Below are 14,790 nucleotides of genomic sequence, written 5' to 3' on the forward strand. Positions count from 1 at the left end.
CGTCCAGCTCGACCCGGACCTGATGGCCGAGCTGAAGGCCGCCGGCGTCGTGCCGGGCGGCACCGTGGAGGTCGGGGCGCTCGCCGGCGCCAAGGTCGTCCACGTGCGCGGCAACGGCACCACGGCCGAGCTCGACCCCGCAGTCGCCCACGCCGTCCTGGTGCTCGCCCGGTGACGCAGCCGACGACACCGGCCGCGAAGGCGGCCGAAGCGTTTCAGCGCCTGCACGAACGCGCCCCTGAGGGCGTCTGGTCGGCTCCTGGCCGCGTCAACCTCATCGGCGAGCACACCGACTACAACGACGGCTTCGTGCTGCCGTTCGCGCTGCCCCACCGCATCGCGGTGGCGGCCTCGGCCCGCACCGACGGCGTGCTGACCGTCAGCACCACCGGCGACGACGGCGGGGTGCAGACCGCGAACCCCGCCGTGGTGGCCGACCTAGTGCCGAGGACCGTCAAGGGGTGGGCCGCGTACCCCAGCGGCGTCGCCTGGGCGCTGCGCGAGCAGGGCATCGCCGTCACCGGCGGTGCGGACCTCGTCATCGCGGGCGACGTGCCCGCGGGGGCCGGTCTGTCCTCCTCGCACGCCCTGGAGTGCGCCGTCGCGCTCGCGCTGCTCGGCCTCGCCGGCGTCGACGCCGAGCTGCCGGACATCGCGCGCTGGGTGCAGCGCTCCGAGAACGACTTCGTAGGCGCACCCACCGGAATCCTGGACCAGACGGCATCGCTGTGCTGCGTCGAAGCGCACGCCCTGTTTCACGACGTGCGCTCCGGCAAGTCGGAACAGGTCGCGTTCGACGCGGCTGCCAGCGGGCTCGAGGTCCTCGTCATCGACACCCGCGCCAGCCACTCCCACGTCGACGGCGGCTACGGCGCCCGGCGGGCGGGCTGCGAGCGCGCCGCCGAGCTCCTCGGCATCCCCGCGCTGCGCGACGTCGACATCGCCGAGCTCGACCAGACGCTCGTCCGGCTGCCCGAAGAGCTGCGTCCGCTGGTGCGGCACGTCGTGACCGAGAACGACCGGGTCCTGCGCGCCGTCGACCTGCTCCGCGCCGGTGACCTCGCCGGCGTCGGACCGCTCCTGTCCGGCTCGCACGCGAGCCTGCGGGACGACTACCGGGTCTCGTGCCTCGAGCTCGACGTCGCCGTCGACGCCGCCATGGCGGCCGGTGCCCTCGGCGCCAGGATGACCGGCGGCGGCTTCGGCGGCTCGGCCATCGCCCTCGTGCCCGTCGAGCGGCACGACGAGGTCGAGCGGTCCGTGCTCGCCGGCTTCGCCTCGCGCTCGCTCACGCGGCCGAGACTCTTCACGGCGGTTCCGTCCGCGGGCGCGGGCAGGGACCGGTAGCGAACGACCATCTCGACCAGGAATGAGAGGACTGCGGTGAAGCTGCTCGTCACGGGCGGGGCCGGATACGTCGGCAGCGTGTGCGCTGCCCGGCTGCTCGAAGCCGGACACGAGGTCGTCGTCCTCGACGACCTCTCGACCGGGCACGAGGACGCCGTTCCCGCGGGGGCCCGCTTCATCCGGGGTGACATCGCCGAGGTGATCGGCGACGTCCTCGCGGAAGGGTTCGACGGCGTTCTCCACTTCGCGGCGAAGTCCCTCGTGGGCGAGTCCATGCAGGACCCCGGCAAGTACTGGACGGGCAACGTCCTGACGGCGGTTCGCCTGCTCGATGCCATGAAGGAACACGGCACGCCGAAGCTCGTCTTCTCCTCGACTGCCGCGACGTACGGCGAGCCGAGGGAGGTTCCGATCCCCGAGACGGCTCCCACCGCGCCGACCAACACCTACGGCGCCACCAAGCTGGCCATCGACCACGCGATCACGTCGTACGCGGCCGCGCACGGGCTGGCGGCGACGAGCCTGCGGTACTTCAACGTCGCCGGCGCCTACGGCAGCATCGGCGAGCGCCACGCGACCGAGACCCACCTCATCCCGCTGGTGCTCCAGGTCGCCCTCGGCCAGCGCGAGCACATCTCGATCTACGGCGAGGACTGGCCCACCGAGGACGGCACCTGCGTCCGCGACTACATCCACGTCGCGGACCTCGCCGACGCCCACCTCCTGGCGCTCGACCACGCCACCGCGGGCGAGCACCGTATCTACAACCTCGGCAACGGCACCGGCTTCTCCGTCAAGCAGGTCATCGAGACCTGCCGCGAGGTCACCGGCCACCCGATCCCGGCCGTCGTCGCGGAGAGGCGCGCCGGTGACCCGGCCGTCCTCGTCGCCTCCGCCGAGCGAGCACGCACCGACCTCGGCTGGAAGCCCGAGCGCGCCGACCTCACCGGCATCGTCAGCGACGCGTGGGAGTTCACCCGCGCCCGGCACGGAGCCTGATCCGGGATGACCGACTTCGCCTCCTTCGAGAGCTACAACGCCACCCCGCGCCTCGGCTCGCTCGCGCTGTCCCCGGACGGCACGCGGCTCGTCACGGTCGTCTCCACGCTCGCCCCGGACGGCAAGACCTGGCAGGGCTCCCTCTGGGAGGTCGACCCCTCCGGCGAGCGGGAGGCCGTCCGGCTCACCCGCTCCGCCAAGGGCGACTCCTCCCCCGTGTTCGCCCAGGACGGCTCGCTGCTGTTCCTGTCGGCGCGCCCGGACCCGCTCGCGAAGCCGGGCGAGGGCAAGGACAAGAAGGCGCTGTGGCGGCTTCCGGTGCGCGGTGAGGCCGCGGAGGTCCTGCGGCCGGGCAGCGGGGTCGGTCAGCTGCGCGCCGCGGGCGAGACGGTGCTGTTCACGTCGTCGGCGTACCGCTTCACGGAGTTCGGCGAGTCCGACGACGCCAAGCGCAAGGCCCGCGAGGACGCCGGCGTGACCGCGATCCTGCACGAGTCGTACCCGATCCGGTACTGGGACTCGGACCTCGGCCCCGCCTACCCGCGGCTCTTCTCCGCCCCGCTCGAGGACGCCGGGACCGTCACCGCGCTCAGCGAGGACGCCGAGAGCAGGCTCGGCGACGAGGACATCGCCCTCAGCCCCGACGGCAAGTGGGCCGTCTTCGGCCACGACGTCGACGTCAGCGCCGCCTACGGCCGCCGCACCGAGCTCCGGGTCGTGGCCACCAGCGGAGGTCCGGCACGGACGATCGCCTCCGAGGACGGGTACTCGTTCGGTGGCGCCGCGTTCACGCCGGACTCCTCGGCCGTGATCGCGATCCGGTTCCGCGAGTCCACTCCGGACGCGCCGCACCGGCGCGACCTCGTGCGCATCGACCTGTCCGGTGGCTCGGTCACGCCAGTGGCGCCCGAGTTCCAGGAGGAACCCGACCACCCGGTGGTGAGCCCGGACGGGTCGGCGGTCTTCTTCACCGCGAGCCACCTCGGCCACCAGCCGGTCTGGCGCCTGGACCTGGCGACCGGCGAGATCACGAAGCTGACGGTCACGGGCTACTACAGCGACCTCGTGGTGAGCCCGGACGGCAAGACGCTGTACGCACTGCGCAACTCGGTGGACCACCCGCCGCAGCCAGTGCGGTTCGCCGCCTCCGGCGCCGACCAGGACCCGGAACGGCTGCGCGCCCCCGGTGCCCTCGACTCGGTGCCCGGCACGCTCACGGAGATCTCCACGGTCGTCGCCGACGGCCGCACCGTCCGCTCCTGGCTGGTGCTGCCCGAGGGCGCCTCGGCCGACTCCCCCGCACCGCTGGTCCTGTGGGTCCATGGCGGACCGGTCATGAGCTGGAACGGCTGGACCTGGCGCTGGAACCCGTGGCTGATGGCCGCCCGCGGCTACGCCATCCTGCTTCCCGACCCGGCGCTGTCCACCGGCTACGGACCCGGCTTCATCGAGGCCGGCTGGGGCCGCTGGGGCGCCGAGCCCTACACCGACCTGATGGCCATCACGGACGTCGCGGTCGAGCGGGACGACATCGACTCCTCCCGCACCGCCGCCATGGGCGGTTCGTTCGGCGGCTACATGGCCAACTGGATCGCCACCCAGACCGACCGCTTCCGGGCGATCGTCACGCACGCGTCCCTGTGGCACCTCGACGCGTTCTCCGGCGGCACGGACAGCTCCTACTTCTGGATGCGGGAGATGGGCGACCCCCTCACGCAGCCCGAGCGGATCCTGGCCAACTCCCCGCACCTGCGGGTCGCGGACATCAAGACCCCGATGCTCGTCATCCACGGGGACAAGGACTACCGGGTCCCGATCGGCGAGGGTCATCGGCTGTACTTCGACCTCGTCCGGCACGGGATCACCGCGAAATACCTGTACTTCCCCACTGAGAACCACTGGATCCTCACCCCCGGCAACTCTCGGGTCTGGTACGAGACGGTGTGGGCGTTCCTGGCCGAGCACGTCCTGGATCAGGACTGGGAGCGGCCGGAGCTGCTCTGAGCGCTCCTGAGCAACTGACGGGCACTGGCCAGGTACTTCCTGGCCAGTGCCCGCATCTCCTCCGGCGGGAACGCGGCACTGGCGGCGGCGCGCAGGAGCTTGGTCAGGGCGTGGCCGGGACAGGCCGCCTCGGCCGCGTCGAGCGCGATGGACACGAGACCACCGTCGCCGCGCTGGTAGGCGTAGAACGCCAGCAGGCACGCCGGTTCCGCGCGTTCGGGCGCCGGGCACGTCCTGGTCAGCTCGAGCCACAGCCGTTCGGCCAGCCGGGCCTTCGGCAGTGCCGCGAAACCCAGGGTCGCGTCCCGCACCTCGGGCACGGCCAGCGCTCTCGCCAGCGCGACGACCTCCGTGTCCGGCAACGGTCCTACGCGGTCCTGGACCGCGTTGATCGCATCACGCACCCGGTGGAGCTCGACGCCCGGATGGGGTTCGTCCGAGCTCGTCATGAGTTCGTCGAGCAACGCTGATCGGCGTTCCAGCGCGTCCGGCGGGTCCAGGGCGGCGATGGCCGCCATGGCCGCGCGCGACTCGAACGTCACGTTGCCCTCGTGCGCCGACACGGCCGCCATCGTGGACAGCTGCGGATCGGGCAACGTCCCGTGGCAGTCGAGGTCCAGGTAGCAGTGCCAGCGCGCATCTTTCTGGCACGACGGCAACCACACGGCCTCGACGACGTCGATACCCACGCCGCCGAGTTTGTGCTTGAGCGTGGTGACGAGCGGTTCGTGCGGCAGTTCCTCGGGCATGTGCTCCGACGGCGCGCACACGACCACGAGGATCACCTCGGTCGCGCCCTGTTCGAGCAGGGGTGTCTCCAGCTGGGCGGCCAGGAAGCCCCTATGTCGCGAACGGGGCAGGTCGACGCGCATGGTCACGCGGACCAGGTGGTCCTTGAGCACCAGCACGACGAGCGACTCGGTCGGGTGGAACCCCATCAGGTGCGGGATCGCGGCGTAGAGGTCGCCGACGTCGCGGACCCTGATCGGTTTCGGGAGGGTGGTGGGCATGGGCCCACAGTGGCGGACCGGCGGGCGGCGGGGCCGGGGTGAACGCCAAGTTGTGGACAACTCCGCGGGTGTGGACAGGTCGAGATCTTGAACGGTTCGCGACAGGGGTTCTGTCGGGGGTGGGTGCTAAGGTGCCGCGCTTCGGCCCTCACGACGAGCGGAGGACCGAAGCGCGGCGTCACCTCAGAACGACTGGAACACGCTGCGCCAGCCGCCCACGACCGGCAGCTCCACCGAGGTCCGGGCCAGGTCCAGCGACAGGCCGGCGCCCGGCTGCGGGCGCAGGGTGTAGTCGTAGTCGCTGGAGATCAGCACGAACTCGAGCCGGTGGCCCGCCTGCAGGACGTAGTCGTCGGGCACGATCGGCACGTCGACGTCGTAGAACTTGCCGGGCTTGATCGGCGACGTCCTGTCCTCGCGGTCCCTGTTCTGCGGGTCGGTCCAGCCGCGCGTGATGACGCTCGACGTGCCGTCCGCTGCCCGGTCGACGAGCAGCGTCGTCACATTGGCGGCGGGGCGGTCGAACGCGATCCGCAGGTGCGCCGTCGACTTGCCGGACAGCCGCACCGCCTTCCGCGCGGGCTCCGACGCGTAGGAGAGCCGGTTCGGCGACGTCGCCTGGTCGATCAACGACTCGGCGGTCTTCGTCGCGTCGTCGGTCAGCTTCTCCACACCTCGGCCGGGCAGGACACCGAGGCCGCCCTTGGCCGATCCGCCCGCGGACAGGCGCAGCCGCACGTCGGACGTGCCGGGCGCCGGCCAGTCCTTCTCGTCGGCCCACGTCTTGTCCTCGCGCTGCAGCGTCGCCTTCGGCTCCTTGTCGACGCCGTTGCGGTGACCCCACAGGTACTGCGTGAACCAGCGGTTCAGCGTGCGGCGCCACTCGGCGGACCGCAGCGTGTCGGGGTCGGTGTGGCCCGACTGGTGCAGCCAGATCTTGTGCGGCACACCGACCTTCTTCAACGCCGAGTACCACTGCTCGACGTGCGTCATCTTGACGTTCCAGTCGTTGAGCCCGTGGACGGCGAGCACGGCCGCGCGGACCTTGCGGACGTCGTTGAGGTAGTTCCGGTCGTCCCAGAACTTGCTGTAGTCGCCGGTGACCCGGTCCTGGTCCCGGGCGATCTCCGCGAGGACCGGCTTGCAGATCTCCCGGTCGGCGCGCGTGTGGACGTACTCGGCGAGCACGTCCGCGTCCTCGCCCTGGAACGTGCCGGGTGCGACGACGGCGCCGTCCGCGCGGTAGTAGTCGTACCAGCTGGAGATGGCGGCGATCGGCACGATGGCCTCGAGGCCGCGCACGCCCATGGAGGCGACGGCGTTGGGCAGCGTCCCGTTGTAGGAAACGCCCATCATGCCGGTCTTGCCGGTCGACCAAGTCGCCTTGATCGCCTCGCCCGTGGCGGTGCGTGCGGACGCACGGCCGTTGAGCCAGTCGACGACGACACGCGCACCGATCGTCTCGTTGACGTCGCCTGTCGTGGGGCAGCCCGTGGACTTGCCGGTGCCGAGCGACTCGGCGTAGACGACGGCGTATCCGCGTGCGATGAAGTAAGCCTCGTAACGGCCCGAGGTGATGGGGTTCGGGCCGAGGGCGGCGGTGATGCGTTCGTCGGAGTTGGACTTCAGCAGACGGCCGTTGCGCTTGTCCGGCACGTACAGCTCGACGTCGACGTTGTGGTTGGGGACGTCGTTGCCGCCCGAGAAGTACGGGCTGACCATGTAGACGACCGGGACCTTGAGGCCGCGTTCGGTGGCGCGCGGCCGGACGACCTCGGTGTAGACCTCGTCGTCCTTGCCGTCGCGGTCGCTGTCGACCGGCGCGCGGACCCAGAGGCTCTCCTTCACCACGTCCTTCGGGTCGAAGACGGGCTGCGCCTCGCCGTCCTGGAACACCGGTCCTTCAGCGGCTTGGGCCGTCACGGGCAGGAATGGCAGAACTAGCACCGCGGCCAGCAGTGCGACTCTTCGTGCGCCCCTCACGAGGCACCCCCAATGCGGAAGCCAGAGACAGGGATTCGCCCTGCACCCTCTCCTTTGACTGCAAGACATGTCACCCGTCGAACGGCTCTTGACCTGAGAGCATGGGCCGTGCACATTTCCGACTTCGTCCACGCGCTGCCGAAAGCAGAGCTGCACGTCCACCTCGTGGGCGCGGCCTCCGCGGACACCGTCCTCGCGCTCGCCCGCAACCACCCCGGCGGGCCCGTGCCGACCGACGAGGAAGCGCTGCGGAAGTTCTACGAGTTCCGCGACTTCCGGCACTTCATCACCGTGTACGGCGTCGTCAACGACCTCGTCACCACCGGCGAGGACATCCGCACGCTGGTCGTCGGGTACGCCCGCGAGGCCGCGCGCACCAACGTCCGCTATGCGGAGCTGACGATCAGTGCGACCAGCCATCTGCGGGCCGGCATCGCTCCCGGCGAGCTCGTCGAGGCGCTGGCGGCGGGACGCGAGGAAGCGCTCGCGGAGCACGGCGTGGCATTGCAGTGGATCTTCGACGTGCCCGGTGCCTGGGATCGCGACTGGGGCATGACTAGTGCGCGGTTCGCGGCCGAGCACCGGCCCGAGGGTCTGGTCGGGTTCGGGCTGGGCGGGTTCGAGTCGGACTCGCCGCGGGCGAAGTTCCGCGAGGCGTTCGCGATGGCGCGTGACGCCGGGCTGCACATGGTGCCGCACGCTGGAGAGACGACACCGCCGAGCGAGATCTGGGCGGCGGTGCGCGATCTGCGTGCGGAACGGATCGGGCACGGTGTCAGCGCCGTGCGGGACCCGGAGCTGCTGCGACACCTCGCCGACGAGGGCGTCGTCGTTGAGGTCTGCCCGACGTCGAACATCCGCACGGGCGCCGTGACGTCTCTGGACGAGCACCCGTTGCCGCGGCTGGTGGAGGCGGGAGTGCCGGTGACGATCAGCACCGACGACCCCGGCATGTTCCACACTGACCTCGACCGCGAGTACCTCGTGTGCCACGAGAAGTTCGGGTTCGAGCGAGAAGACCTGGCCGTACTCGCACGGGCCGCGGTGCGCGCGTCGTACGCGCCGATCGAGTTGAAGGACCAGATGCTGAAGGAGATCGACGCGCTGTGAGTGGTGTGTGCGTGGTGACGACGACCGTCGGCTCCGAGGAGGCGGCGGAGTCGTTGGCGAGGAACATCGTCGAGGCACGTCTCGGCGCGTGCGTGCAGATCGTGCCTATCCGCAGCGTGTACCGGTGGGAGGGCGAGGTGCACGTCGACGCCGAATGGCAGTGCGTCGTGAAGACGTCCGCCATCCGCGCCGACGAGCTCGTCGCGCACATCAAGGCGCAGCACACCTATGACGTGCCCGAGGTCGTCGTCACCCCCGTGGTCGGGGGCAACGACGACTACCTCGCATGGGTCTCAGAGGAGACCTCGTAGGTGACGGGGCAGCGGCTCGGTGTGCAGGACGCCGAGCCGTTGCGTCGCCCTCGTCAGCGCCACGTACAGCTCGCTGGGCGACATGCGCTGCGGTTCGACGACGAGGACGACGTCGAACTCCAAGCCCTTCGACGCGCGAGGTGACATCCAGCCGTCGCCGATGACGGCGATGGTGCGGTCGTCGCGTCCGGCGGCATGTGCGTCGAGCTCGTCGCGCACGGCAGCCGATATATCAGTGACGCGGCGGGCCCACGGGCGGACGCCGGTCTCCCGCACCGACGTCGGCGCCGACGCGTCGGGGTCGACGAGCTTCAGGACCGGGGTCGCGACGGCCATGATCTCGCCGGGCGTGCGGTAGTTGACCTCGAGCCGGCGGTAGGTGAACCGGTCGAACACCGAGCCCCAGCTCCGGACGCCGCCCGCGGCCTGCCGTTGGGCCAGGTCGCCGACGATGGTCATGGACTTGTTGGGGCAGCGGCGCAGCAGCACGCGCCAGTCCATCGCGGACAGTTCCTGTGCTTCGTCGACGACGACGTGCCCGTACGTCCAGGTGCGGTCCTCGGCGGCGCGCTCGGCGAGCGTGCGGTGGTCGCGCGCCTCGTGGCGGGTGGCCAGCATCTCGGCGTTGACGAAGTCGGTGACGACGTACTCGTCGGAGTCGGCGCGCCTGTCGATGGACAGGACGTCCATGACGCCGCGGGCGTACTCGAGCTGTTCCTCTTCCTCCCGCCGCGCCTTGCGCTCCGCCGCGCCGTCGGAGCCGAGCAGGTCGGCGAGCTCGTCGAGCAACGGCACGTCGGACACGGTCCACGCGGCGGCGTCCTCCCGGTACAGCTCCGGCGCGCCGATCCGGAAGCAGCGGCCGCCGTACAGGTCGGCGAGCAGCTGTTCCGGGGTGAGCTCGGGCCACAGCCGGTCGACGGCGGCGCGCAGTTCGCCGCTGTGGCGGAGCTCGTGGCGGACGTCCTCCTCGATCTCCGGCCAGTCGACGCCGATGAGCCGCATCGCCGGCGCGACCAGCTCCTCGGCCAGCGCGAGGAAGAAGTACTTGCGGGCGGCGTTGTGCGGGAGGTCGTAGTAGCGGGTCTTCTCGCGGGCGACGGCGGCGGTGTGCGCGTCGAGCGGGACGACGACGTCCTCCAGTTCGATGCCGATGGGTTCGTCGGGCAGTTCCTGCCGGTCGGCGACGGCGACGGCCAGCAGGTCGAGGATCGGCAGTCCGCCCTTGAGGCGCTGCATCGCCGGGCTGTCCTCAAGGTCGGTGACGACGCCGGGGTAGAGCTCGCCCGGTGTCGCGAACACGACGTCGGTCTCCCCCAGCGACGGCAGGACGTCGCCGACGTAGCGCAGGAAACCGGTGTTCGGGCCGACGATCAGCACGCCGTGCCGCGACAGGCGTTCGCGGCGCGTGTACAGCAGGTAGGCCACGCGGTGCAGCGCCACCGCGGTCTTGCCGGTGCCCGGACCGCCCTCGATCACCAGAACGCCGGGGCCCGAGTAGCGGATGATCTCGTCCTGCTCGGCCTGGATCGTCGACACGATGTCGCGCATCGTCGCCGTGCGAGGTGCGTCGAGGGCGTCGAGGAGTGCGGTCGTGTCGGTCAGCAGCTCGTCGTCGTGGAAGTCGCGCAGCTCCCGGTCGCGGACGCGGAAGTGCCGGCGCAGGACGACGCCTTCCGGGTTCGCGGCGGTCGCCGTGTAGAACGGGCGCGCGGCCGGTGCGCGCCAGTCGAGCAGCAGCGGCCGGAAGTCGTCGTCGAACAGCCCGACGCGTCCGATGTAGGTGCACTCGCCCGTCTCGGAGTCGATGCGGCCGAAGCACAAGCCCTCCTCCGCCGCGCGGTACTTCCCGAACTGCCTGGTCAGCACCTGGACGGCGGCCTCGCGGTCGAGCCTGTGCGTGGCGGTGTCCCGCAGCGCGGTCGCGAGATCCGCGGCCGCTTTGTTCCGTTCCTGATCGAGCTTTTCATACAGAGCGGTGATCCGTGCCTGTTCGCTCGCCAACACCTTGCCCCCTGTGATACAATAAATCAGTCTTCCCGGAATATTCATTCCGAAAACACAAAGCCATTCTTTCTATCACGATTTCGTCGTGCGCGGAACCCTCTGATCGGTTCGCATCGAGGTCGTCTTGAGCTGGTAAAACTCCCCCGCTGCAACATCCTGTCGATCAGGGTCGCGAACGCTTGCGCCTGCCGTGTTCGAAGCGGCGGAGCAGTGTCGGGTTCACCGCGGCACGAGGTCCGGCAATTCGTCGCGCACCGCACCGGGAAATGTAGGATCGGCGATGTCGTGCGCACTGCGGGGAGACGCCGGAATGGACGTGGTCGAGGCATGAAGCTGGTCATCCTGGGCGGCGGTGGCTTCCGCGTGCCGCTCGTGTACCGCGCGCTGCTCGCCGACCGGTCGCCCGGTCGCGTCACCGAGGTCGTGCTGCACGACCTCGACGCGTCCCGGCTCGCGGCCGTCGGCGACGTCCTCGCCGAGCTCGCGACTGATATATCGGACGCGCCGACGGTGACGACCTCGACGAGCCTCGACGAAGCGGTGCGCGGTGCCGACTTCGTGTTCTCGGCGATCCGGGTCGGCGGGCTCGACGGGCGCGCGGCCGACGAGAGCGTCGCGGCCGGGTGCGGCGTGCTCGGGCAGGAGACCGTCGGGGCGGGTGGCGTCGCCTACGGGCTGCGGACCGTTCCCGTCGCGCTCGACATCGCACGTCGTATATCAGTGCACGCGCCGGACGCGTGGGTCATCAACTTCACCAACCCGGCCGGCATGGTCACCGAGGCGATGTCGGCGCACCTCGGTCACCGCGTCATCGGGATCTGCGACTCCCCGGTCGGACTCGGCAAGCGGGTGGCGCGCGCCGCGGGCGTGGACGTCGACGACGCGTGGCTCGACTACGCCGGGCTCAACCACCTCGGCTGGCTGCGCGGGGTGCACGTGCGCGGGCGCGACGTGCTGCCGGACCTGCTCGCCGACGCCGAGCGGCTGGAGTCGTTCGAGGAGGGCAAGCTCTTCGGCGCCGAGTGGCTGCGGACGTTGGGTGCCATTCCGAACGAGTACCTGCACTACTACTACTTCACGCGTGAGGCGGTCGAGGCCGGTGCGTCGCGCGGTGCGTTCCTGCTGGAGCAGCAGAAACGGTTCTACGCCGCGCCGTCGTTGGAGAGCTGGGAGCGGACGCGCCTCGAACGCGAGCAGACGTACATGGCCGAGACGCGCGACGACGAACGCGACGCCGACGACCTCGACGGCGGCGGGTACGACCAGGTCGCGTTGAAGCTGATGCACGCCATCGCGTCCGACGAGCGGTCGACGTTGATTCTCAACGTCCCGAACAGGACGACGCTGTCATGTCTGGACGCCGACGCCGTCATCGAGGTCCCGAGCCTCGTCGACGCCAACGGCGCGCGTCCCGTCGCGGTCAGCCAGGTGCCGGACGAGGGCGTCGGACTCGTCACGTCGTTGAAGGTCGTCGAACGGGCGACCATCAAGGCGGCTATCAGCGGCGAGCGCGCACATGCGGTGAAGGCGCTCGCACTGCATCCGCTGGTCGACTCCGTCGCCGTCGCCCGCAAGATCGTCGACAGCCATCCGCTGCTGTTCGGCGGGAATCCGAAATCCGGGTGAGACCGGGGCGGTGGCCGCGCTATTTTCCGGAGCTGTGGACACCGACCTGCTGCGGCAGCTCAACGACGACATCTGGCACCCGTTCCGGCTGGCCTACTCGCGGCTGGACGCGCCGGCGTTCCTGGCGCTGCACGCCCCGGAGCTGATCCGCGCCGGCGGACCGGCGAAGCAGGCGGTCGGGTTCGCGGAGTACTCGGACCAGATCGGGCAGTGGTTCACCGAGCTCGCCGGCCGCGGCAGCTCGGTGGCCATCTCGTTCCGGTTCGTCGAACGCATAGTTGCGAACGGGCTCGCGAGCGAACGCGGGCTCTTCCAGATGGTGGCGACACGCGCCGACGGCGACCAACGCACGTTCTACGGTCGCTTCCACACGTATGCACGGCTCATCGACGGACGGTGGCGCATCTGCGTCGACTACGACACCGACGAACGGGCAGCCACTCTGGCCGAGGACTTCGACGCGGCCGTCGAGGTCGACGACGTCGACGCGTTCGTGACCAGGGTCTAGTGCCGAGTGGCGGGGTTCTTAACTACGCTCGTCCGCAAATGGACACCACCACCTCTCGCCGCGTGCCGCTCGTCGTCGGCATCGCCGTGCTCGTGCTGCTGCTGGACCAGGCCACGAAGTTCTGGGCCGAGAGCGCGCTGACGGGCCGCGCGCCCATCCCCGTGATCGGGGAGTTCCTGCAGCTCAGGCTGCTCTACAACCCCGGTGCCGCGTTCTCGATCGGGGCGGGGTCGACGTGGATCTTCACCATCGTCGCGGGCGTCGCCGTCGTGCTGCTGGCGCGGTACGGGCTGCAGCCGCAGACGAGGCTGCGGGCCGCCGCCCTCGCGTTGATGCTGGGCGGTGCGACGACGCACCTGCTCGACCGGCTGTTCCGGCAGCCGGGGTTCGCGCGCGGGCACGTCGTCGACTTCATCGACTACAACGGCTGGTTCGTCGGCAACGTCGCGGACATCGCCCTGGTGTGCGGCGCGATCCTGCTCGTGCTGCTGAGCTTCACCCCGACGAAGCAGCCTGCCGCGTGAGCGTGTCGGCGCGGCGGGTCGTCTCGGGCAGCCGGTAGCGCGGGGCGAGGCGCAGCACCTCCGCGCACGCGCGGTCGAGGTTGATCTTGTGGCCGACCGACACGAAGACGGGTTTCACTCCGTTCTGCGTGCGCAACGCCTTGCCGACGACCTCGTCGTCCATGACGAGGTCGCTCGTCGCCCCTCGGTCCGGGCCGGGCTGGTCGAACGCGCCCATCGCGTTCTTGGCGACGCCGATGCTCGGGATGCCGGTGTGCACGCCGAGGTGGCAGGCCAGGCCGAAGCGGCGCGGGTGGGCGAGGCCCTGGCCGTCCGCGACCAGCAGGTCCGGTGCGACGGTCACCCGGTCGAGGGCGCGGAGCAGAACCGGCATCTCGCGGAACGCGAAGAGCCCGGGGATGTACGGGAAGTCCGTCGTGTCCTCGACGACGACCTCGTCGAGGACGGCCAGCGTCGTCGCGTCGAACACCACGCAGACGCCCACGACGGCGTCGTCGCCGCGGTAGCCGACGTCGAGGCCCGCGACGGTGTCGATGCGCAGGTCCGGGGCACTGGTGGTGATCACCTGGCCGCGCAGGCGCTCTTGCACCGCGACGGCGTCGTCAACCGTTCTTGGCCACTCCACGGGCGACAGTGTGCCGTGACGCGTCGTAGTGGGCGGCGAGGAGGTCGTCGCCGAAGTCACCCGAATGGCGACGCCAGACGGTGTGGACGTGGTTGGCCTCGTTGGCCGTGTTGTCGTACTCGACGAGCAGGTCGGGGCCCTGGATCCGGTAGTAGTGGCCCTCGCCGCGGCGCAGTGAGCCCTCCCACGAGAAGTGCAGGCGTTCGGGGTCGATCCGTGCGAACTCCTCGTCGGCCAGCTCGAACGCGAGCCGGTCGAGGTAGAAGCGGACGAGGTCGGCCAGCAGCTCGCCGGCCGGTCTGCCGAGCTGCGCCGGTGTCACGCCGACCGGGTCCGACGGGGTGACGCGCGGCGAGTTGCCGGTGCGGATGTCGTGCGGCGCGGTGTCCGACACGACGGCGAGGCGGCGGGCGGTCGGGCCCATGCGGTCGAGCAGCTCGCGGGCAAGCTCCTCCTCCAGGCGCAGGGGCTGCCCCACCACGTGACCGCGGTAGGTGACGCGGGCCGGGTTGGCGCCGAGGAAGAATGGGGTCGCCGAGACGCGGCCGTCGGCGACGACGACGTTCACCGACAGGTGGTGGCCCTCGACGCGCCAGCCCCACGGGTCGTCGCCGCCCGGGGTGCCGAACAGGATCGTCCAGTAGTCGCCGCTGTGCCGGTCGCGGTGCCCGCCCTCCCGGTGGTCGAGCACGTCCTCCAACGCCATCACCGCGGCGGCCTGGCCGTAGGCGTGCGG

Annotated in this window: 14 protein-coding genes; 9 read left to right on the forward strand and 5 right to left on the reverse strand. The window is 70.7% G+C overall.

Annotation, left to right across the window (positions count from 1 at the left end):
• Positions 1-22 precede the first annotated feature (22 nt).
• The 4 genes from VF330_RS06300 to VF330_RS06315 are packed head-to-tail and all read left to right on the forward strand — an operon-like array spanning position 23 to position 4,350.
• Entirely contained in the window at positions 23-175 is a 153-nt protein-coding gene (locus VF330_RS06300) for a hypothetical protein (RefSeq protein WP_414675346.1), read from the forward strand.
• On the forward strand, positions 172-1,347 hold the full coding sequence (gene galK, locus VF330_RS06305) for a galactokinase (RefSeq protein ID WP_330850549.1): 1,176 nt from the start codon (positions 172-174) through the stop codon (positions 1,345-1,347). The genes VF330_RS06300 and galK overlap by 4 nt, the downstream gene beginning before the upstream one ends.
• A 36-nt stretch (positions 1,348-1,383) precedes the next feature.
• Positions 1,384-2,346 carry a UDP-glucose 4-epimerase GalE gene (gene galE / locus VF330_RS06310; protein WP_330850550.1) on the forward strand — a complete coding sequence of 321 codons (963 nt, stop codon included), beginning with the start codon at positions 1,384-1,386 and terminating at the stop codon, positions 2,344-2,346.
• 6 nt (positions 2,347-2,352) lie between these two features.
• Entirely contained in the window at positions 2,353-4,350 is a 1,998-nt protein-coding gene (locus VF330_RS06315) for a S9 family peptidase (protein ID WP_330850551.1), read from the forward strand.
• On the opposite strand, the gene VF330_RS06320 is transcribed toward VF330_RS06315, so the two are convergent.
• Entirely contained in the window at positions 4,320-5,360 is a 1,041-nt protein-coding gene (locus VF330_RS06320; protein ID WP_330850552.1) for a DUF4192 domain-containing protein, read from the reverse strand. The two genes, VF330_RS06315 and VF330_RS06320, sit on opposite strands and share 31 nt — an antisense overlap.
• Before the next feature lie 183 nt (positions 5,361-5,543).
• The gene (locus VF330_RS06325) at positions 5,544-7,343 is read right to left on the reverse strand and encodes a Xaa-Pro dipeptidyl-peptidase (RefSeq protein WP_330850553.1); all 1,800 of its coding nucleotides are present in this window, start codon (positions 7,341-7,343) and stop codon (positions 5,544-5,546) included.
• Between the two features lie 108 nt (positions 7,344-7,451).
• Between VF330_RS06325 and add the strand changes: the two genes are divergently transcribed.
• Together add and cutA are read left to right on the forward strand one after the other, a co-directional pair.
• Positions 7,452-8,453 (forward strand): adenosine deaminase, encoded by a 1,002-nt coding sequence (add, locus tag VF330_RS06330; RefSeq protein ID WP_330850554.1) that lies wholly within the window; start codon positions 7,452-7,454, stop codon positions 8,451-8,453.
• Positions 8,450-8,764 carry a divalent-cation tolerance protein CutA gene (gene cutA / locus VF330_RS06335; RefSeq protein ID WP_330850555.1) on the forward strand — a complete coding sequence of 105 codons (315 nt, stop codon included), beginning with the start codon at positions 8,450-8,452 and terminating at the stop codon, positions 8,762-8,764. Before add ends, cutA begins: the two co-directional genes overlap by 4 nt.
• On the opposite strand, the gene VF330_RS06340 is transcribed toward cutA, so the two are convergent.
• A complete protein-coding gene (locus VF330_RS06340; RefSeq protein ID WP_330850556.1) occupies positions 8,747-10,771 on the reverse strand; it encodes a helicase in 2,025 nt (674 codons plus the stop codon). The genes cutA and VF330_RS06340 overlap by 18 nt on opposite strands.
• 327 nt (positions 10,772-11,098) lie before the next feature.
• Here VF330_RS06340 and VF330_RS06345 point away from each other — a divergent pair, with 327 nt between their 5' ends.
• The 3 genes from VF330_RS06345 to lspA are packed head-to-tail and all read left to right on the forward strand — an operon-like array spanning position 11,099 to position 13,429.
• On the forward strand, positions 11,099-12,397 hold the full coding sequence (locus VF330_RS06345; RefSeq protein ID WP_330850557.1) for a 6-phospho-beta-glucosidase: 1,299 nt from the start codon (positions 11,099-11,101) through the stop codon (positions 12,395-12,397).
• 34 nt (positions 12,398-12,431) lie between these two features.
• Entirely contained in the window at positions 12,432-12,905 is a 474-nt protein-coding gene (locus VF330_RS06350) for a hypothetical protein (protein ID WP_330850558.1), read from the forward strand.
• Positions 12,906-12,943: 38 nt separating this feature from the next.
• On the forward strand, positions 12,944-13,429 hold the full coding sequence (lspA, locus tag VF330_RS06355; protein ID WP_330850559.1) for a signal peptidase II: 486 nt from the start codon (positions 12,944-12,946) through the stop codon (positions 13,427-13,429).
• Here the strand turns inward: lspA and VF330_RS06360 are convergent.
• Together VF330_RS06360 and VF330_RS06365 are read right to left on the reverse strand one after the other, a co-directional pair.
• The gene (locus tag VF330_RS06360; protein ID WP_330850560.1) at positions 13,401-14,054 is read right to left on the reverse strand and encodes an endonuclease V; all 654 of its coding nucleotides are present in this window, start codon (positions 14,052-14,054) and stop codon (positions 13,401-13,403) included. The two genes, lspA and VF330_RS06360, sit on opposite strands and share 29 nt — an antisense overlap.
• Positions 14,032-14,790 (reverse strand): DUF3500 domain-containing protein (locus VF330_RS06365; protein ID WP_330850561.1); only part of this gene is annotated, 759 nt, incomplete at its 5' end. The genes VF330_RS06360 and VF330_RS06365, both read right to left, overlap by 23 nt.

This window comes from Lentzea sp., assembly GCF_036380075.1.
Taxonomy (GTDB): Bacteria; Actinomycetota; Actinomycetes; order Mycobacteriales; family Pseudonocardiaceae; genus Lentzea.